At 71.6% G+C, this 18,823-nt stretch carries 14 protein-coding genes; 8 read left to right on the top strand and 6 right to left on the bottom strand.

Annotation, left to right across the window (positions count from 1 at the left end; all coding sequences use genetic code 11):
• Positions 1-181: 181 nt before the first annotated feature.
• The 4 genes from V6V47_RS12415 to V6V47_RS12400 all read right to left on the bottom strand — a co-directional run bounded on the left by V6V47_RS12415 (position 182) and on the right by V6V47_RS12400 (position 5,081).
• Complete coding sequence (locus tag V6V47_RS12415) at positions 182-1,366, bottom strand: zinc-dependent alcohol dehydrogenase (protein WP_334628299.1); 1,185 nt, start codon at positions 1,364-1,366, stop codon at positions 182-184.
• A gap of 289 nt (positions 1,367-1,655) precedes the next feature.
• Positions 1,656-2,414, bottom strand: coding sequence for a succinate dehydrogenase/fumarate reductase iron-sulfur subunit (locus V6V47_RS12410; protein ID WP_334628298.1), 759 nt, complete (start codon positions 2,412-2,414; stop codon positions 1,656-1,658).
• Positions 2,411-4,348, bottom strand: coding sequence for a fumarate reductase/succinate dehydrogenase flavoprotein subunit (locus V6V47_RS12405; protein WP_334628297.1), 1,938 nt, complete (start codon positions 4,346-4,348; stop codon positions 2,411-2,413). Before V6V47_RS12405 ends, V6V47_RS12410 begins: the two co-directional genes overlap by 4 nt.
• Position 4,349: 1 nt before the next feature.
• Positions 4,350-5,081 (bottom strand): succinate dehydrogenase cytochrome b subunit, encoded by a 732-nt coding sequence (locus tag V6V47_RS12400; protein ID WP_334628296.1) that lies wholly within the window; start codon positions 5,079-5,081, stop codon positions 4,350-4,352.
• Positions 5,082-5,110: 29 nt separating this feature from the next.
• Between V6V47_RS12400 and V6V47_RS12395 the strand changes: the two genes are divergently transcribed.
• Positions 5,111-6,046 carry a LysR family transcriptional regulator gene (locus V6V47_RS12395; protein ID WP_334628372.1) on the top strand — a complete coding sequence of 312 codons (936 nt, stop codon included), beginning with the start codon at positions 5,111-5,113 and terminating at the stop codon, positions 6,044-6,046.
• A gap of 165 nt (positions 6,047-6,211) precedes the next feature.
• Entirely contained in the window at positions 6,212-7,252 is a 1,041-nt protein-coding gene (gene rfbB, locus V6V47_RS12390) for a dTDP-glucose 4,6-dehydratase (protein WP_334628295.1), read from the top strand.
• A 294-nt stretch (positions 7,253-7,546) separates the two neighbouring features.
• Here rfbB and hrpA read toward each other — a convergent pair whose 3' ends face one another.
• Positions 7,547-11,614, bottom strand: coding sequence for an ATP-dependent RNA helicase HrpA (gene hrpA / locus V6V47_RS12385; protein WP_334628294.1), 4,068 nt, complete (start codon positions 11,612-11,614; stop codon positions 7,547-7,549).
• 120 nt (positions 11,615-11,734) lie between these two features.
• Between hrpA and V6V47_RS12380 the strand changes: the two genes are divergently transcribed.
• Positions 11,735-12,127 carry a cytidine deaminase gene (locus V6V47_RS12380; RefSeq protein WP_334628293.1) on the top strand — a complete coding sequence of 131 codons (393 nt, stop codon included), beginning with the start codon at positions 11,735-11,737 and terminating at the stop codon, positions 12,125-12,127.
• 12 nt (positions 12,128-12,139) lie between these two features.
• Here V6V47_RS12380 and V6V47_RS12375 read toward each other — a convergent pair whose 3' ends face one another.
• Positions 12,140-12,499, bottom strand: a complete 360-nt coding sequence (locus tag V6V47_RS12375) for a YciI family protein (RefSeq protein ID WP_334628292.1) — start codon at positions 12,497-12,499, stop codon at positions 12,140-12,142.
• Positions 12,500-12,642: 143 nt separating this feature from the next.
• On the opposite strand from V6V47_RS12375, the gene V6V47_RS12370 reads away from it, so the two are divergent.
• The 5 genes from V6V47_RS12370 to V6V47_RS12350 all read left to right on the top strand — a co-directional run bounded on the left by V6V47_RS12370 (position 12,643) and on the right by V6V47_RS12350 (position 18,799).
• A complete protein-coding gene (locus tag V6V47_RS12370) occupies positions 12,643-14,634 on the top strand; it encodes a multicopper oxidase family protein (RefSeq protein WP_334628291.1) in 1,992 nt (663 codons plus the stop codon).
• A gap of 60 nt (positions 14,635-14,694) precedes the next feature.
• Entirely contained in the window at positions 14,695-15,741 is a 1,047-nt protein-coding gene (locus V6V47_RS12365) for a FecCD family ABC transporter permease (protein WP_334628290.1), read from the top strand.
• Positions 15,742-15,835: 94 nt separating this feature from the next.
• Positions 15,836-16,912 (top strand): FecCD family ABC transporter permease, encoded by a 1,077-nt coding sequence (locus tag V6V47_RS12360; protein ID WP_334628371.1) that lies wholly within the window; start codon positions 15,836-15,838, stop codon positions 16,910-16,912.
• Positions 16,913-16,931: 19 nt separating this feature from the next.
• On the top strand, positions 16,932-17,852 hold the full coding sequence (locus V6V47_RS12355; protein WP_334628289.1) for an ABC transporter ATP-binding protein: 921 nt from the start codon (positions 16,932-16,934) through the stop codon (positions 17,850-17,852).
• The gene (locus V6V47_RS12350) at positions 17,852-18,799 is read left to right on the top strand and encodes an ABC transporter substrate-binding protein (RefSeq protein ID WP_334628288.1); all 948 of its coding nucleotides are present in this window, start codon (positions 17,852-17,854) and stop codon (positions 18,797-18,799) included. Before V6V47_RS12355 ends, V6V47_RS12350 begins: the two co-directional genes overlap by 1 nt.
• Positions 18,800-18,823 lie beyond the last annotated feature (24 nt).

The raw sequence follows: 18,823 nt of genomic DNA, 5'->3' as shown, positions 1-18,823 counted from the left end.
TGGAGCGCCGAAGCGCTTGCCGGCCCACCACCCTAGGCGAGGTGATCGACGCACGAAGCCCTCGAACAGTCCCGAACAGTTCCGAACAGGTCAGCCGAGCCGTCGGCGCAGTGCGGCGCCCATCGCACCGACCGGTCCGAACAGGAGTTGCCGCAGGTCGCGCCGACCACCACCACCCGACTCACGGTTCGAGCACGACCTTGATGCAGCCGTCCTCCTTCTTCTGGAACATCTCGTACGCCTGCGGCGCCTGGGCCAGCGGCAACCGGTGGGTACGCAGATCCTCCACGCCCAGCGGGTCGTCGTCGCCAGCGAGCAGCGGCAGGATCTCGTCGGTCCACCGGCGCACGTGGCACTGGCCCATCCGCAGCTGAATGCCCCGGTCGAACATCTCCATCAGTGGCATCGGGTCCGCCTCGCCGCCGTACACACCGGACACCGACACCGTGCCACCGCGGCGAACCCCCTTGACCGCGGCATGCAGGACGGAGAGACGGTCCACGCCGACCCGGTCGGTCATCGCCTGGGCCACTTTGTCCGGCAGCAGCCCGACGGCGGCGTGGGCCAGCTTGCCCACCGGCGAACCGTGCGCCTCCATTCCGACCGCGTCGATCACCGCGTCCGGGCCACGCCCGTCGACCAGATCGATCAGCGCGCCCGGCACGTCGGACAGGTCGCGGACGTCGAGCACCTCGATGCCGTGCCGGCGAGCCAGCTCCAGACGCTCGGGCACCAGGTCCAGCCCGATCACCCGGCCCGCGCCGAGGTGACGGCCGATCCGCGCGCAGAACTGCCCGACCGGACCCAACCCGAAGACGGCCAGGGTGCCGCCCGGCGGGGTGTCCGCATACTTCACCGCCTGCCAGGCGGTGGGCAGGATGTCGGACAGGTAGAGGTAGCGCTCGTCGGCACCGGTCTGCGGGATCTTGATCGGCCCGAAGTGGGCCTGCGGGACGCGCAGGTACTCGGCCTGCCCGCCCGGCACCGAACCGTAGAGCGAGGTGTAGCCGAACAGGGCCGCGCCCTTGCCCTCGCCGCTGACCTGGGTGGTCTCGCACTGCGCATAGAGCTCGCGCCGGCACATCCAGCACCTGCCGCAGGCGATGTTGAACGGCACCACCACCCGGTCGCCCGGCTTGAGTCCGGTCACCTCCGGCCCGACCTCCTCGACGATGCCCATCGGCTCGTGGCCCAGGACGTCACCGGGCTTCAGATACGGCCCGAGCACCTCGTACAGGTGCAGATCGGAGCCGCAGATCGCGGTCGACGTGATCTTCACGATCGCGTCGGTCGGCTCCTCGATCCGGGGGTCCGGCACGTCCTCGACCCGTACGTCCCGCTTGCCCTGCCAGGTCAACGCCTTCATGTTCGCTCGCCCCTCTCGCCGCCGTCCTCTCGACTGCTACCCGGGAACGGTGAGTTGAACCAGCAGCCGGTCGATTCAGGCCCCGCCGTCGCCCATCGCCCGTCGCGGGGCCGGCGTGATCGACACCGTTTCGCTGATGTCGCGGTATCCCGTTGCGGGGATACCGCGACATCAGCGAAGTCGAGTGGATCTGAGCGCGGGGGGACGGTCGCCCCAGCCCACACCGCGACCAAACGCGGACCGCCGTACCCCGGCAAGGCGCGGGATACGGCGGTCGGGGTGGCGGGCCTCAGGAGCCCGGGGTGCCACCCTTCGCGGTGGCCTTGAGGTAGTCGCGGTTGAGCCGGCCGATGGTGTTCAGCGGGATGCCCTTCGGGCAGACCGAGGTGCACTCACCGGCGTTGGTGCAGCCGCCGAAGCCGGCCTCGTCGTGCGCGTCGACCATGCCGATCACCCGGGTGTACCGCTCCGGCTGGCCCTGCGGCAGCAGTGAGAGCTGGGTGAGCTTGGCGGCGGTGAAGAGCATGCCGGAGCCGTTCGGGCAGGCCGCCACGCACGCGCCGCAGCCGATGCAGGCCGCCGACTCGAACGCGGCGTCCGCGTTGGCCTTGGCCACCGGGGTGGAGTGCGCCTCGGGTGCGCTGCCGGTCGGCGCGGTGACGTAACCACCAGCGGCGATGATCTTGTCGAAGGCGTTCCGGTTGACGACCAGGTCCTTGATGACCGGGAAGGCTCGCGCCCGCCACGGCTCGATGTCGATCGTCTCGCCGTCCTTGAACTGCCGCATGTGCAGTTGGCAGGCGGTGGTGCCGCGCTGCGGTCCGTGCGCGTCGCCGTTGATCATCAGACCGCACATGCCGCAGATGCCCTCGCGGCAGTCGTGGTCGAACGCCACCGGGTCCTCGCCGGCGAGGATCAGCCGCTCGTTGAGCACGTCGAGCATTTCCAGGAACGACATGTCCGGGGACACGTCGTCGACCGGGTAGGTCACCATCTGACCCTTGTCCTCAGGGCCCTTCTGGCGCCAGATGCGCAGGGTCAGGTTCACTTGTAGCTCCGCTGCGTGGGGTGGACGTATTCGAACTTCAGGTCTTCCTTGTGCAGGATCGAGGGCTCACCGGCGGCGGTGAACTCCCAGGCCGCCACGTACGCGAACCGCTCGTCGTCGCGCTGTGCCTCGCCGTCCGGGGTCTGGTGCTCGGCCCGGAAGTGGCCGCCGCAGGACTCCTCGCGGTGCAGGGCGTCGATGCACATCAGCTCGGCCAGCTCGAAGAAGTCGGCCACCCGGCCGGCCTTCTCCAGCGACTGGTTGAGTTCCTCGCCGGTGCCGGACACCTTGACCCGCTGCCAGAACTGGTCGCGCAGGGCGCGGATCTCGCTGATCGCCTTGCGCAGCCCGGCGTCGCTGCGTTCCATGCCGCAGTGCTCCCACATGATCTGGCCGAGCTCCCGGTGGAACGAGTCCACGGTCCGGTCGCCGTTGACCGCCAGCAGCCGCTGGATCCGGTCCTCGACGTCGGCCTGCGCCTCGACCGCCGCCGGGTGGCTGGCGTCGACCTTGTCGAGCGAACCGGAGGCCAGGTAGTTGGCGATCGTGGTGGGCAGCACGAAGTAGCCGTCCGCGAGGCCCTGCATCAGCGCGGACGCGCCGAGACGGTTCGCGCCGTGGTCGGAGAAGTTCGCCTCGCCGATCACGAACAGGCCCGGGATGCTCGACTGGAGGTCGTAGTCGACCCAGAGGCCGCCCATCGTGTAGTGCACGGCGGGGTAGATCCGCATCGGTACCTCGTACGGGTCCTCGCCGGTGATCCGCTCGTACATCTCGAAGAGGTTGCCGTACTTGGCCTCGATGGCCTTGCGGCCCAGCCGGCTGATCGCGTCGGCGAAGTCGAGGTAGACGCCGAGCTTGGTCGGCCCGACACCCCGGCCCTCGTCGCAGACGTTCTTCGCGGCGCGCGAGGCGATGTCCCGGGGGACCAGGTTGCCGAAGGAGGGGTAGATCCGCTCCAGGTAGTAGTCCCGCTCGTCCTCTCCGATGTCTCGTGGGTTGCGGTCGTCGCCCTTGGCCTTGGGCACCCAGACCCGGCCGTCGTTGCGCAGCGACTCGCTCATCAGGGTCAGCTTCGACTGGTGGTCGCCGGAGACGGGGATGCAGGTCGGGTGGATCTGCGTGTAGCAGGGGTTCGCGAAGTGCGCGCCCTTGCGGTGCGCCCGCCAGGTGGCGGTGACGTTGCAGCCCTTGGCGTTGGTGGAGAGGTAGAAGACGTTGCCGTAGCCGCCGGAGGCGAGCACCACGGCGTCGGCCATCTCGGTGCTGATCTCGCCGTTGACGAGGTCGCGGACCACGATGCCCCGGGCCTTGCCGTCGACGATGACGAGCTCGAGCATCTCGTGCCGGGTGTTCATCTCGACGTTGCCGAGGCCGATCTGCCGCTCCAGCGCCTGGTACGCGCCGAGCAGCAGCTGCTGGCCCGTCTGGCCCCGGGCGTAGAAGGTGCGCTGCACCTGGGCGCCACCGAAGGAGCGGGTGTCCAACAGGCCGCCGTACTCGCGGGCGAACGGCACGCCCTGGGCGACGCACTGGTCGATGATGTTGACCGAGACCTCGGCCAGTCGGTGCACGTTCGACTCCCGGGAGCGGAAGTCGCCGCCCTTGACGGTGTCGTAGAAGAGCCGGTGCACCGAGTCGCCGTCGTTGCGGTAGTTCTTCGCGGCGTTGATGCCGCCCTGCGCCGCGATCGAGTGCGCCCGGCGCGGGCTGTCCTGGTAGCAGTAGGACTTGACGTGGTAGCCCTGCTCGGCAAGCGTGGCCGCGGCCGAGCCGCCGGCCAGGCCGGTGCCGACCACGATCACCGTCATCTTGCGGCGGTTGGCGGGGTTGACCAGCTTGGCCTCGAAGCGCCGGGTCTCCCAGCGCTTCTCGATCGGGCCGTCGGGAGCCTTGGTGTCGGCGATCGGGTCGCCCTCGGTGAAGAGTTCCATGTCAGGACACCAATCCGGTGAGTACGGCGAACGGGACCACCAGGTAGCCGCCGCAGAGCGCGACGGCGAGGACCAGTGCGGCGGCGCGCGCGCGACGCTCGCCCTGCGGGGTCTGCTGGCCCAGGCTGCGGAACGCACTGAACGCGCCGTGGCGTACGTGGAAGCCGACCGTGACGATCGCCAGGGTGTAGAAGAGCGTGACGTACCAGCGCTCCGGTGCGAAGTCGGCGACCACGTTGCCGTAGGGGTTGCTGGCGTCGCCCTGGGGGTTCAGGTGACCGGTGGTCAGGTCCAGGATGTGGTAGATCACGAAGAGCAGAATGATCACTCCACCCCAGCGCATCGTGCGGGCCGCGTAGCTGCCCTGCACCTTCTTGCGGTGGGCGTACTTCACCGGGCGGGCGGCGCGTGCGCGCCGGGCCAGCACGGTCGCGGCGACGATGTGCGCCACCAGGGCGACGGTGAGCACGGCGCGCTGGATCCACAGGTACCAGGTGTGGGGCAGCAGCGGCGTGCCGATGTCCCGCAGCCAGTGCGCGTAGTGGTCGAACGAGGTTTCGCCCGTGAAGATCTTGAGGTTTCCCAGCATGTGCACGATGAGGAACAGCACCACCAGGATGCCCGTCACCGCCATCACGGCCTTGAGACCGACGCTGGAACGGATGGGCGACCGAGTTTTCGTGATTACCACGGGTTCGACGCTAGGAGGAGTTCGATCAGTCGTCCAATGCATCGAAGTCGCAGTGTTGATAGCCGTAGGCTATTTGGATGCAGCTCCATCAGCTCAGGTACTTCGTAGCGGTGGCCGAAGTACGACATTTCACCCAAGCCGCCGACATCGTTGGCATAACCCAGCCCTCGCTGAGTAAGCAAATTCACGCCCTGGAGACCGACCTCGGTGCCCCGCTCTTCGAACGGATAAGGGGCAACATCGCCCTCACGGCGGCCGGCGAGGTGCTGCTGCCGTTGGCCACCCGGATCCTCGCCGACGTGGAGACCGCGACCCGCGAGGTCCAGGAGTTGGTCGGGCTGCGCCGCGGCCGTGTCCGACTCGGCGCCACTCCCAGCCTGGCCACGTCGCTCGCCCCGCCGGTGTTGCGCCGGTTCCGCGACGCGCACCCCACCGTCGACCTCCAGGTCGAGGAGGGCGGGTCCCAGGATCTCGTGCGCAACCTGCTCCGGGGTGACCTCGACCTGGCGCTGATCATCATGCCGGCCCAGGGCGCCGACCCCGGGCTGCGCGTCGACCCGATCCTGCGGGAGAGCCTGGTGGTGGCCTCGGTGGGGGAGGTGCCGACGGCGTCGCCCACCGGTGAGCTGCGCATCACCGACCTGCGCAACCAGCCCATGGTGATGTTCCGGGAGGGCTACGACCTGCGCGACGCGACGATCCAGGCCTGCCGCGAGGCGGGCTTCGAGCCGACTTTCGCAGTGGACGGTGGCGAGATGGACGCGGTGCTCAGCTTCGTCGAGGCCGGGCTGGGCATCGCGCTGGTGCCCGGCATCGTGCTGGCCCGCCGGCCGGGGGTACGGATCACCCCGCTCGCGCCGCCCGGCGTCCGCCGGACCATCGCGGTGGCCCGGCGGCGCGACGTCGTACCGACCCACGCGGGTCGTGAGCTGCGGCGGATCCTGCTCGACTACGTACAGTCCGCAATCGACTCCGACGACCTCCCCCCAGGTGTGGATCCCCGCTGATCGGGTCCGGTTTTCGACCTGGTGGGTTAATTCGTCATTAAGCGCGCAATATAACCGTCGGTATGCATGTCCGTCACCTAAGGTGGGTTCTTGCACGGGGGCAAAAGCCTCATTCATCTCAGCAGAGGGCGCCGGTGACGCGTCTCGCCGGCAGGGAGGCCACACATGAGGATCCTCGTTACTGGCGGCGCCGGCTTCATCGGGTCGCACTTCGCGCGGAGTCTGCTCGGCGGCTGCTATGTGGGGTTCGAGCACTGCGACGTCACAGTGATCGACAAGCTGACCTACGCCAGTGACCGGGCCAACCTGCCGGCGGCCCACCCCCGGTTGACCTTCGTCCGCGGCGACATCTGCGACCGGCAACTGCTCGCCGAGGTGGTGCCCGGGCACGATGCGGTGGTGCACTTCGCCGCCGAGTCGCACGTCGACCGCTCGATCGACGACCCGGCGCCGTTCTTCGAGACCAACGTGATGGGCTCGCACCACCTGTTGGCAGCCTGCGCCCGCAGCGGCGTCAGCCGGGTGGTGCACGTCTCCACCGACGAGGTGTACGGCTCGATCAGTGAGGGTTCCTGGGACGAGCGCTGCGTCCTGGAACCCAACTCGCCGTACGCGGCCTCGAAGGCGGCCAGCGACTGCGTGGTCCGCTCCTACTGGCGCACCTACGACGTGGACGTGTCGATCACCCGCTGCGCCAACAACTACGGGCCGTACCAGCACGTCGAGAAGGTCATCCCGCGCTTCGTCACGAGTCTGCTCACCGGCCAGGACATCACCCTGCACGGCGACGGCAGCGCGGTCCGTGAGTGGCTGCACGTGGACGACCACTGCCGGGCCATCGCGCTGGTGCTGGCCAAGGGCCGCGCCGGCGAGGTCTACAACATCGGCGGCGACGTCGAGCTGACCAACCGCGCGCTCACCGAGCGGATCCTGCGGCTGGCCGGCGCCGGCTGGGAGCGGGTCCGACACGTACCGGACCGGAAGGTGCAGGATCAGCGCTACTCACTCGACTTCCGCAAGATCACCGAGGAGCTCGGCTTCGAGCCGCAGATCCGGTTCGAGGACGGGCTGACCGAGGTCTTCCGCTGGTACCGGGAGAACCGGGCCTGGTGGTCGCCCACCGCCGCGGAGTCCCGCAGCACCGCGCTCACCAGCTCGGTCCGCAATGTCCCGGCCTCCCGAGGCCTCTCCGTCCAGGCACACTGACCCGTCCAGCGCCGGCCCGCGCCGGCGCCCCGACCCGCCGGCCGCGCGCCGATCTAGGGCAGATCGTCGTCACTGAAGATCAGGTAGCAGCCATCTGCCCTAGATCGGCGCGGCGGGCTAGACGGGCGCGGCGGGCTAGACGGGCGCGGCGGGCTAGACGGGCGCGGCAGGGCTAGACGGGCGCGGCGGGCTAGACGGGCGCGGCGGGCTAGACGGGCGCGGCGGGGCTAGACGGGCGCGGCGGGGCTAGATCGGCGCGGCGGGGTGCCGGCCGCCGACCCGAGTGGAGTCGGGTCAGCGGCCCTCGGCGTCGTCCATCGCCCGGTAGATCCGCTGCTCGGAGACGGGGTACGGGGTGCCCAGCGCCTGGGCGAAGACATTCACCCGCAGCTCCTCGATCATCCAGCGGATCTGCCGGACCGCGGTCTCCTGTCGACGTGCCGGAGGCAGTGCGGCCAGCAGGTCGTCGTACTCCTTCTGCACGGCCGCGACCCGGTCCTGCTGCTGGCGGTCCCGCTGCGGATTGCCCCCGAGCCGGTCCAGCCGACGCTCGATCGCGGTGAGGTAGCGCAGCAGGTCGGGCAGTCGTGCGTACCCGGTCTCGGTGATGAAACCGGCGTGCACCAGGCCGGCGAGCTGCTTGCGGATGTCGGCCAGCGCGGCCACCACGGCCAGGTTGCGGGTGGCGCCGAGCCGCTGCTCGACGACGTACGCGGCGGCGAGCACCTTGCGGACCCGGTCCATCACCTCGACCACCGTGTCGACCAGGTCGGCACGGACCTTCTCCCGCACCGCCGCGAACCCGTCGGCGTCCCAGGCCGGCCCGCCGGCCTCGCCGATCAGCCGGTCGATCGCCGCGCCCGCCGCGTCCTCGATCAGCCCCTGCACGCCGCCGTGCGGGTTGCGGCTCAACGCGAGCTTCGCCTCGTTGCTCAGCCGGCCCTGCAGGAACCGCGCCGGGGAGGGCACGGTGAGCCGCAGCAGTCGGCGGGTGCCGGCCCAGTGCGCCGCCTCCGCCTCGCCGGGGGAGTCGAACACCTTCACCCCGACGGTGGCGCCCTCGTCGACCAGCGCCGGGTACGCGGTCACCGCGTAGCCGGCACGGACCTGCTCGAGGGTCCGCGGCAGGGTGCCGATGCTCCACTCGCGCAGCCCGGTGCGGGCCACCTCCGGCGCGGCGGCCGCCACGACCTGGCGTACCTCCTGGCGGAGCTGGCGTTGCAGGGCCGGCAGGTCCTTGCCCTCGGCGACCGGCTTGTCCTCGTCGTCGAGCACCCGGAAGGTGACCCGCAGGTGCGCCGGGAGCTTGCCCGGTTCCCAGGCGTCGCGCGGCACGGTGACCCCGGTCATCCGGCGCAGTTGCCGGGTGAGCGCGTCCAGCAGCCCTTCCTCGCCAGGGGTGATCGCGGCCAGGGCGGCCCGGGCGAAGTCCGGCACCGGGACGAAGTTGCGGCGCAGCGCCTTGGGCAGCGAGCGGATCAGCGCGATCACCGTCTCCTCGCGCAGCCCCGGCACCTGCCAGTCGAAGCTCTCCGCCGGCACCTGGTTGAGCAGCGGCAACGGGATGTCCACGGTGACGCCGTCGGTCGGCGTACCCGGCTCGAACCGGTAGGTCAGCGGCAGACTCACCCCGTGCGCCTGCCACTCGTCCGGGTAGTCGTCCTCGTCGACCCCCGGCCGGCCGTCGTTGACCAGCAGTTCACGGGTGAAGGTGAGCAGGTCGGGCTTGTCCCGGCGAGCCGTCTTCCACCAGCTGTCGAAGTGTCGGCCGGAGGACACGTCGGCCGGGATCCGCTGATCGTAGAAGCCGAAGATGGTCTCGTCGTCGACCAGGATGTCCCGGCGTCGGGCCCGACTCTCCAACTCCTCGATCTCGGCCAGCAGCCGCTTGTTGTCCGCCCAGAACTGGTGGTGGGTCTGCCAGTCGCCCTCGACGAGGGCGTGCCGGATGAACAGCTCCCGGCTCAGCACCGGGTCGATCCGACCGAAATTGACCTTGCGGGAGGTGACCAGCGGGACGCCGTACAGGGTGACCTTCTCGTAGGCCATCACCGCGGCCTGCTTCTTCTCCCAGTGCGGCTCGCTGTAGCTGCGCTTGACCAGGTGCTGCGCGAGCGGCTCGACCCATTCCGGCTCGACCCGGCCGGCGATCCGGCCCCAGAGCCGGGAGGTCTCCACCAGCTCGGCGGCCATCACCCACCGCGGTGGCTTCTTGAACAGGGCCGAGCCCGGGAACAGGGCGAACTTCGCTCCTCGCGCGCCCAGGTACTCGTGCTTCTGGGTGTCCTTCAAACCGATGTGCGACAGCAGGCCGGGTAGCAGGGACTGGTGCACCTTCGGGGTGTCGATCTCCTCCGGCAGGTCGGCGGTGCGGCGGCCGTCACCCTGGCCGGCGTCCGCGCCGGCCGCCGTGTCCCGCGCCGGTCGCCCGCCGCGCCGGTCGCCCTCGGCCGGGGTACGCAGCACCTGGCGCAACTGGCCCACGATGTCCTGCCATTCGCGGACACGCAGGTAGTTCAGGTACTCCGCCTTGCACATCCGGCGGAACGCGCTGGAGGAGAGCTCCCGCTGCTGCTCGCGCAGGTACCGCCAGAGGTTGAGCAGCGCGACGAAGTCGGATTCCCGGTCGGTGAACCGGGCGTGCGCCTGGTCGGCCTGGGCCTGCTTCTCGGCGGGGCGTTCCCGCGGGTCCTGAATGGAGAGCGCGGCGGCGATCACCACCACCTCGGTGGCGCACCCGTTGCGCTCGCCCTCGACCACCATCCGGGCCAACCGGGGGTCGACCGGCAACTGGGCCAGCCGCCGGCCCAGCGCGGTGAGGCGCTTCGACGGGTCGGGCTCGGTCGGGTCCAGCGCCCCCAACTCGTGCAGCAGGTTGGCGCCGTCGGCGATGTTGCGCTTGTCCGGCGGGTCGATGAACGGGAACGCCGCGAGGTCGCCGAGCCCGATCGCGGTCATCTGGAGGATGACCGATGCCAGGTTGGTGCGCAGGATCTCCGGGTCGGTGAACTCCGGCCGGGACAGGAAGTCCTGTTCGTCGTAGAGGCGGATGCAGATGCCGTCCGAGGTGCGACCGCAGCGGCCCTTGCGCTGGTTGGCCGACGCCTGGGAGACCGGTTCGATCGGCAGCCGTTGCACCTTCAGCCGGCTGGAGTAGCGGGAGATCCGGGCCGAGCCCGGGTCCACCACGTACTTGATGCCGGGCACGGTCAGCGAGGTCTCCGCGACGTTCGTGGCGAGCACCACGCGACGCGCGGTGTGCGCGGCGAAGACCCGGTGCTGCTCGGCCGCGGAGAGCCGGGCGTACAGCGGCAGGATCTCGGTGCCGAGCAGCGAGCGTTTCTTCTGCACCAGCTTGCCGAGTGCGTCGGCGGTGTCCCGGATCTCCCGCTCGCCGCTGAGGAAGACCAGGATGTCGCCGGGGCCCTCGGCGGCCAGCTCCTCGACGGCGTCGGAGATCGCCTGGATCTGATCGCGGACGGTCTCCTCGTCGGCGTCGCCGTCCTCCTCGCCCTCGGCGACCTCGACCAGCGGCCGGTAGCGCACCTCCACCGGATAGGTCCGCCCCGAGACCTCGACCACCGGCGCGGGCACGCCCTCCGGCTCGTCGGCCGTCGGCGGCCCGGCGAAGTGCCGGGCGAAGCGGTCGGTCTCGATGGTCGCCGAGGTGATGATCACCTTGAGGTCGGGCCGACGGGGCAGCAGCTCGCGCAGGTACCCGAGGATGAAGTCGATGTTGAGGCTGCGCTCGTGGGCCTCGTCGATGATCAACGTGTCGTACTGGCGCAGCATCCGGTCGGTCTGCAACTCGGCCAGCAGGATGCCGTCGGTCATCAACTTGACCAGGCTGCGCTCGCTGACCTGGTCGGTGAAGCGGACCTTGTAGCCGACCACGTCGCCCAGCTCGGTGCCCAGCTCGTCGGCGATCCGGTCGGCCACCGTGCGGGCGGCCAGCCGCCGGGGCTGGGTGTGCCCGATCAGCCCGTGCACCCCGCGCCCCAGCTCCAGGCAGATCTTGGGTAGCTGGGTGGTCTTGCCGGAGCCGGTCTCGCCGGCCACGATCACCACCTGGTGGTCCCGGATGGCGGCGGCGATGTCGTCCTTGCGCTCGCTGACCGGCAGCCCCGCCGGGTACGTGATCACGGGCACCGCCGCCTGGCGGGCTGCGAGCCGCTGCTCGGCCCGGCCCACGTCGGCGGTGATCTCGGCGAGTGCCGCGTCCCGGCGCTGCGGGTCGCGCAGCTTGCGGGCACCGTCCAGCCGCCGCTGGAGCCGGCGCTGGTCGCGGAACATCAGGGGGGTGAGGCGGCGGTGCAGCTCGCGGACGGGTTCGGTCGCGGCGGAGGCGGCTGGATTCTGCATGTCGTACGCAAGGATAGGCAGCCCGCCGCCGGACCGCCCCTGGGTTACCGGCGTAGTCGATCTACCGGCGGACGTCCGGCCGTCTAGAGTTGGCGGCCGACGTCGAGCGGGGGAGCCGGGATGGAGCTGCGGGACACCGACCGGGCACTGGTGCAGGCCGCCACGGCGGTCGCCAAGCTGCGCTGCCGCAGCCAGCGCCACACGGTCGCGGCGGCCGCCCGGACCGCCGACGGTCGGGTCTTCACCGGCGTGAACGTCCACCACGGCAGCGGCGGGTCCTGCGCCGAACCGGTCCTCGTCGGCACCGCCGCGACGCAGGGCGTGACCGCGCTGGAGACGATTGTCACGGTCGCCGACCGGGGGCGCGAGGTCGTCCCGCCGTGCGGCCGATGCCAGGAGCTGCTGCGGGACTACTTCCCGGCGCTGCGGGTGATCGTCGGCCCGGTGGACGCCCTGCGGGTGGTCCCGCTCGCGGAGCTGCCCTCGGAGGCCGGGAGCGCCACGGCCGGCTGACCGGCGCGGCGCTCAGTCGCCGGCCGCCGCCTCGAGCATCGACCGGGGCATCGGCACGCTCTCGAACCGGACGTTGCCCTCCGGCACCAGCCAGCTCGTCACCCGCGCGGCCAGCCGGCCGGCCCGTACGGCCGGGTCGTCGGCGTAGAGCGCGCGGGCCTCGTCCGGGGCGATGGAGAGCACGACGAAGCCCCGCAGCGTGTCGTCGTCGGGGTGCAGGAACGGCCCGGCCGCGAGCACCAGTCCCTGTTCGACGAGCCCCGCCTGGTGGGCCAGGTGCGCGTCCTGCAGCCGGTCGATCGCGTCCTGCGGCAGCTCCGGCGGATCCGACGGTCGGATCAGGAGGACGACCGTGTGCTGGTCGAATCGCATGCCCACACCCTATGGCCCGATTGAGGGCCGTGCGTCCGGCTGTCCCCCTTTCGGAGGCGATTCTGGGTTCCGTCCTTCTTGATGGCTATTGCGAAACTTGTTCCCCTATCGTGGGGACCGGGAGCGAACGGGAGGTACGAGGCATGGTCACCAGACGACGGCTGCTCGCCGCGGGTGCCGCCGGTGGCGCCACGGTCCTGGTCCCGGCGGGCTGGGCGGCGTCCGGCCGGGCGCTCGCCGCGGCGGCACCGCTGGATGCCAGCGGGATTCCGAAGTACGTCACGCCGCTGCGGATCCCACCGGCCATGCCGGCGGTGGCGAGCGGTCCGGAGCGGGACACGTACGTGATCGCGGTGCGACAGTTCCGCCAGCAGATTTTGCCCCCGCCGTGGCCCCGCACCACCGTGTGGGGTTACGGCTCCACCGCCCACGCCGGCAGCTTCGGCTATCCGGCGCCCAGCATCATGGCGCGGGTGGACCGCCCGGTCCGAGTGACCTGGCTCAACCAGCTCGTCGACGGCCGCGGTGACTACCTGCCGCACCTGCTGCCGGTGGACCCGACCCTGCACTGGGCCAACCCGCCCGGCGGGACGGCCCACCGGGACCGGCACGGCCGTTGGGACGGCAACCCCCAGGGGTACCGCGGGCCGGTGCCCCAGGTCGTGCACCTGCACGGCGGGCACAGCACGCAGGAGAGCGACGGCCACTCCGAGGCGTGGTACCTGCCGGTGGCCCGTGACGTACCGCCCGACTTCGCCGTGAGCGGCGGGGTGTACGGCGAATTCCGGTCCCGCTTCGCGGAGCGTTCCGGTCTGCGCTGGGCGCCGGGTTCGGCCACCTTCGAGTACGCCAACGACCAGCGGCCCTGCACCCTCTGGTACCACGACCACACGCTCGGGCTCACCCGGGAGAACGTCTACGCCGGACCGGCCGGGTTCTACCTGCTCGGCGGCGGGGACGACGACCTGCCGGAGGGGGTGCTGCCCGGCCCGGCGCCGGCCAGAGACGACCCGCCGGACGCCCGGTACCACGACATACCGCTGATGATCCAGGATCGGAGCTTCACCGCCGACGGCGACCTCGCGTACCCGGGCGGACACCGCGCCGACGGCCACCAGGCGTCGCGCAGCGGTGTGCCGCCGATCTGGAGATCGGGGTTCGCCGGCGCCACCATGGTGGTGAACGGCCGCACCTGGCCCACCCTGACGGTGCAGCGCCGACGCTACCGATTCCGGCTGCTCAACGGGTGCAACAGTCGGTTCCTGCTGCTCAGCGTGGTCGCGCACGCCACCGCGCGGCCGGCCCGCCCGGTGCTGCCGGTCTGGCAGATCGGCAGCGACGGCGGCTTCCTGCCCGAGCCGGTGCCGCACGAACGCGTGCCGCTCGGCCCCGCCCAGCGGGTCGACGCCATCGTCGACTTCACCGACGTACCGGCGGGTACCGAGCTCTACCTCGTCAACGAGGGGCCGGACGGGACGTACGGCGGCGGCGGGCCCGGGGTGGACTTCGCGCCAGCCGACCCGCGGACCACCGGGCAGGTGTTGCGCTTCGTGGTCACCGAGGCGACCGGCGTGGACCGGAGCGTGCCGCCGGAGCAACTGCGGTTGCCGTCGCGTCGTCGGCTCGGGCCGGCCGAGCGGGTACGACAGCTGTCCCTCAACGATCGGACGTCCCGCAGGTTGACGTCGGGGCCGACAGCCATGCTGCTCGGCATTCTCGACGAGCGCGGCCGGGGCCTGCCGTTGCGCTGGAGCGACCCGGCCACCGAGCGGCCGACCCTCGGTGCCACCGAGGAATGGGAGCTGCACAACTTCACCGGGCACGTGCACCCGATCCACCTGCACCAGGTTCAGTTCGAGCTGCTCGGCCGGGGCCGTTCGGGCAGGTCGCGTCCCGGCCCGGCGGACCGGGGCGCGTTCGACACGGTGCTCGCGTACCCGGGTGAGGTGACCCGGATCAAGGCGCACTTCGACCTGCCGGGCCGCTTCGCCTGGCACTGCCACCTGTTGGAGCACGAGGACAACGAGATGATGCGGCCCCTGCACGTGCTGCCGCGCGGTGGTACGGCGGCCGGGGACGGCGGCTCTCGGCCCGTGCCGGGCCGTCTCGGGACGGGATCGACGGACGCCGGTTAGGCCACTTCCCGCAGGTCGGCTAAGGTAAGGCGATCCTAAGCTTGAACGTGCAGGAGACTCGTGACCGCCCTCGCCGCCCGGCCGACCCCGGCCCGCAACCGGTCCGGCACCCGTACCGGCCGCCGGGTGGCCGTCACCGTCGCCGCCGCGCTGGCACTGCTGCTCGCCGTGCTGGCCAGCTTCGCGCTCGGCAGCCGGGAGCTGGGTGTCGACCAGGTCTGGCATGCCCTCGTGGCGCCGGACGGCGGCGAGGCCAGCACCATCGTCCGCGAGCTGCGGATGCCGCGTACCGCGCTCGGCCTCGCCGTCGGGCTCGCGCTCGCCGTGGCCGGTGTGCTGTTCCAGGCGCTCACCCGCAACCCCCTCGCGGAGCCGCGCATCCTCGGGATCAGCGCCGGCGCATCGTTCGGCGTGGTGCTGGCGATCTCCGTCTTCGGCGTCAGCACGCTCGCCGGATACGTCTGGTTCGGCATCGCCGGGGCGCTGCTCGCCGGGCTGCTGGTCTTCGCCATCGCCACCCGCGCCCGCGAGGGTGCCAGCCCGGTCACCCTCGCGCTGGTCGGCGCGGCGCTCGACGCCAGCCTCGCCTCCGGGGTGTACGCGCTGCTCAGCATCGACACCCGCACCTTCGAGGAGTACCGGTTCTGGGTGGTCGGCGCGCTGGCCGGCCGCGACCTGTCGGTCGCCCTGCAGGTGCTGCCCTTCGTCCTCGCCGGCCTGCTGCTGGCCGCCCTGGTGGCCCGGGGCCTGGACGCGCTGGCCCTCGGCGACGACGTGGCCCGGGGCCTTGGCCACCGGATCGGCCTGGTCCGCCTCGGCGGTGGCCTCGCGGCGGTGCTGCTGACCGGAGCGGCGGTCGCGGCGGCCGGGCCGATCGCCTTCGTCGGGCTGGCCGTGCCGCACCTGGCCCGTGCCCTGGTCGGCGCGGACCACCGCTGGACCCTGGCCGTCTCCGCCCTGCTCGGGCCGGCGCTGCTGCTCGGCGCCGACGTCGTCGGTCGACTCGTCGCCCCGCCCGGCGAGATACCGGCCGGGATCGTCACCGCCCTGATCGGCGCGCCGCTGCTGGCCGTGCTGGTCCGCCGCGCCAAGGTGGTGACCGCGTGAGCACCGCTGCCCGCCCGTTCGACGTCCCGGCCGCCACCCTCGCGCCGTCGCGCGCCGTGCTGGTCCGCTGCGAGGTGGTGACCGCGTGAGCACCATGTCCCGCCCATCCGATGCCGTCATGCCGTCCGGTGCCGATGCGGCTCGGCTGCCCGGTCGGTCACTGCTGCGGGTCGGCCCGGTGAGCGTGCAGATCCGCCGCCGCGCGGTGCTGGTGGCCGTCGCGCTGACCGTGCTGCTCCTGCTGGCGGTGGTGCTCAGCCTGTCGCTGGGCACCCCGTACGTCGCCCCGGCCGACGTGCTGCGCGCGCTCTCCGGCGCCGGCACCCCGTACGACCTCGTTGTCTTTGATCTTCGGCTGCCCCGGATCGTGCTGGCCGCGGTGGCGGGTGCGGCCTTCGGCGTGGCCGGCACGCTGATCCAGAGCGTGGCGCGCAACCCCCTCGCGAGCCCGGACGTCATCGGCATCACCCAGGGCGCCGGCCTCGCCGCGACCGTGGCGTTGACCAGCGGGGCGGCCGCCGTGCTGGTGGCACCCGGCGCGCTGGTGGGCGGGCTGGTCGCCGCGGTGCTGCTGTTCGCCCTCGGTGCCAAGCACGGACTCGCCGCGCAGCGGTTCGTGCTCGCCGGGGTGGCGGTCGCCTTCGCCTTCCGGGCCCTGACCGAGGTCGTCATGCTCAGCGCCGACCCGGTCGACGGTCAGCGGGCGCAGCTCTGGCTGATCGGCACCCTGGCCGGCAAGGGCTGGACCGAGGCGGCCTGGATCGGCGGCACCCTTCTGGTGCTGCTGCCGGTGCTGGGCTGGGCCGGTTGGGCACTGAACAGCACCGCGCTGGACGACGACACGGCGCGCGGCGTCGGGCTGCGCCCGGTGGCCCGCCGGATCGGCCTCGCCAGCGCCGGCGTACTCGTCGCCGCGATGGTCACCGCGCAGGTCGGCGCCGTCGACTTCGTGGCGCTGGTCGCACCCCAGGTGGCCCGGCGACTGGTCCGGGCCGAACGGCCGCCGCTGATCTGCTCGGCGCTGCTCGGCGCACTGCTGCTGGTGCTGGCAGACCTGGCCGGCCGGCGGCTGCTCGCACCCACCCAACTGCCGGCCGGTGTGTTGACCGCCGCGATCGGTGGCCCGTACCTGATCTTCCTGCTGCTGCGTGGCCGGCGGCGGTCGTCGTGACGCCTCAAGGAGTCGTGTGATGCTCTCCACCCGCGACCTGGTCGCCGGCTACGACGAGCGGACCGTGCTCGACGGGCTCGACCTGGACCTGCCCACCGACGCGTTCACCGTGATCGTCGGGCCGAACGCCTGCGGCAAGTCGACCCTGCTGCGGACCATGGCCCGACTGCTCACTCCGCGACGCGGCACGGTGCTGCTGGACGGCACCGCCATCCGCGACCTGCCGACCCGGGAGGTGGCCCGCCGGCTCGGCGTGCTGCCGCAGAGCCCACTGGTGCCCGAAGGCGTCACCGTGGCCGACCTGGTCGGGCGAGGTCGGCAGCCGTACCAGCGGTGGTGGCGGCAGTGGTCGCCCGAGGACGGCGCGGCGGTGGACGAGGCCATGGCCCTGGCCGACGTGACCGGCCTGGCCGACCGGCCGGTGGACAGCCTCTCCGGCGGCCAGCGGCAGCGGGTGTGGATCGCCATGACCCTGGCCCAGGACACCGACGCCCTGCTGCTGGACGAGCCGACGACCTTCCTCGACCTGGCCCACCAGGTCGAGGTGCTGGACCTGCTGCACCGGCTGCGCGTCGAGCGCGGCCGCACCGTGGTCGCCGTGCTGCACGACCTGAACCAGGCCGCCCGCTACGCCGACCACCTGGTCGCGATGCGCGACGGCGCGGTGGTGGCCGCCGGGCCGCCCCGGGAGATCCTCACCGTGGACCTGGTCCGCGATGTCTTCGGGCTGGCCTGCGTGGTCGTGCCCTGCCCGGTGACCGGTGCGCCGCTGGTGGTGCCCGCGTACACCGGCGGCCCCACTGTCCCGTCCGCCGCCGCTGTCCCGTCCGCCGGCGTGGCCGGTCCCGAACCGTCGGTCCAGTCCGTTCCGGACGCCCGACCCTCCACCGGCGGCGCGGCCACCCCGCTCGCCGACTCGTACCCCTCGAAAGGACTCTGATGCGTCGTCTCGTCGCCGCCCTCACCGTGGCCGTCGCCCTTGGCGTCGGCCTCACCGCCTGCGGTGAGAGCGACCCGGTCGCCGGCTCCACCACCGGGGAGACCCGGGAGATCACCCACGCCATGGGCACCACCAAGGTCCCGGCGGAGCCCAAGCGCGTCGTCGTCCTCGACACCGACAAGATCGACACCGCGCTGTCGCTGGGCATCACGCCCGTTGGCGCCGCCACCGCAGGCGAGGCCAAGAGCTGGCCGACCTACTTCGGCGAGGACAAGCTCGCCAGCATCAAGGAGGTCGGGGTGCTCGGTGAGCCCGACCTGGAGGCGATCAACGCGCTCAAGCCGGACCTCATCCTCGGCAGCAAGTTCCGCCAGGAGAAGTTCTACGACGAGCTGGCCGCCATCGCGCCGACCGTGTTCACCGACAAGGTCGGCATCACCTGGAAGGAGAACTTCCTCCTCGACGGTAAGGCGCTCGGCCGCGAGCAGCAGGCCAAGGATCTGCTCGGCACGTACGAGAAGCGGGCCAAGGAGTTCGGCGCGTCGCTCGGCAACGCCGCCACCCGCAAGGTGTCGATCGTCCGGTTCATGCCCACCGCCATCCGGGTCTACGGCCCCGAATCCTTCTCCGGCATCGTGATCGGTGACACCGGCCTGGGTCGTACCGAGCGACAGATGCTCGCGGCCAAGGAGGACAAGCGCTTCGACCAGGTCAGCCCCGAGCGGATCAGCGAGGTCGACGGTGACGTCATCTTCGTGACCGCGTACGGCGACAAGGGCGTCGCCGAGCAGGCCAAGGCCTCCGGCAGCACCCTCTGGAAGGGCCTCAGCGCGGTCAAGGCCGGCAAGGCGTACCCGGTCTCCGACGAGGTCTGGATGACCGGCATCGGCGTCACCGCCGCCAACAAGATCCTCGACGACCTCCAAAAGAACCTCCCCGCCGCATAGAACCCCGCGCCGCGCACGGCCTGC

Origin of the sequence: Micromonospora sp. CPCC 205539 (genome assembly GCF_036906815.1) — a bacterium.
Taxonomy (GTDB): Bacteria; Actinomycetota; Actinomycetes; order Mycobacteriales; family Micromonosporaceae; genus Micromonospora.
The sequence above is the reverse complement of the archived record's forward strand: the minus strand, read 5'-3'. Positions and strand labels throughout refer to the sequence as shown.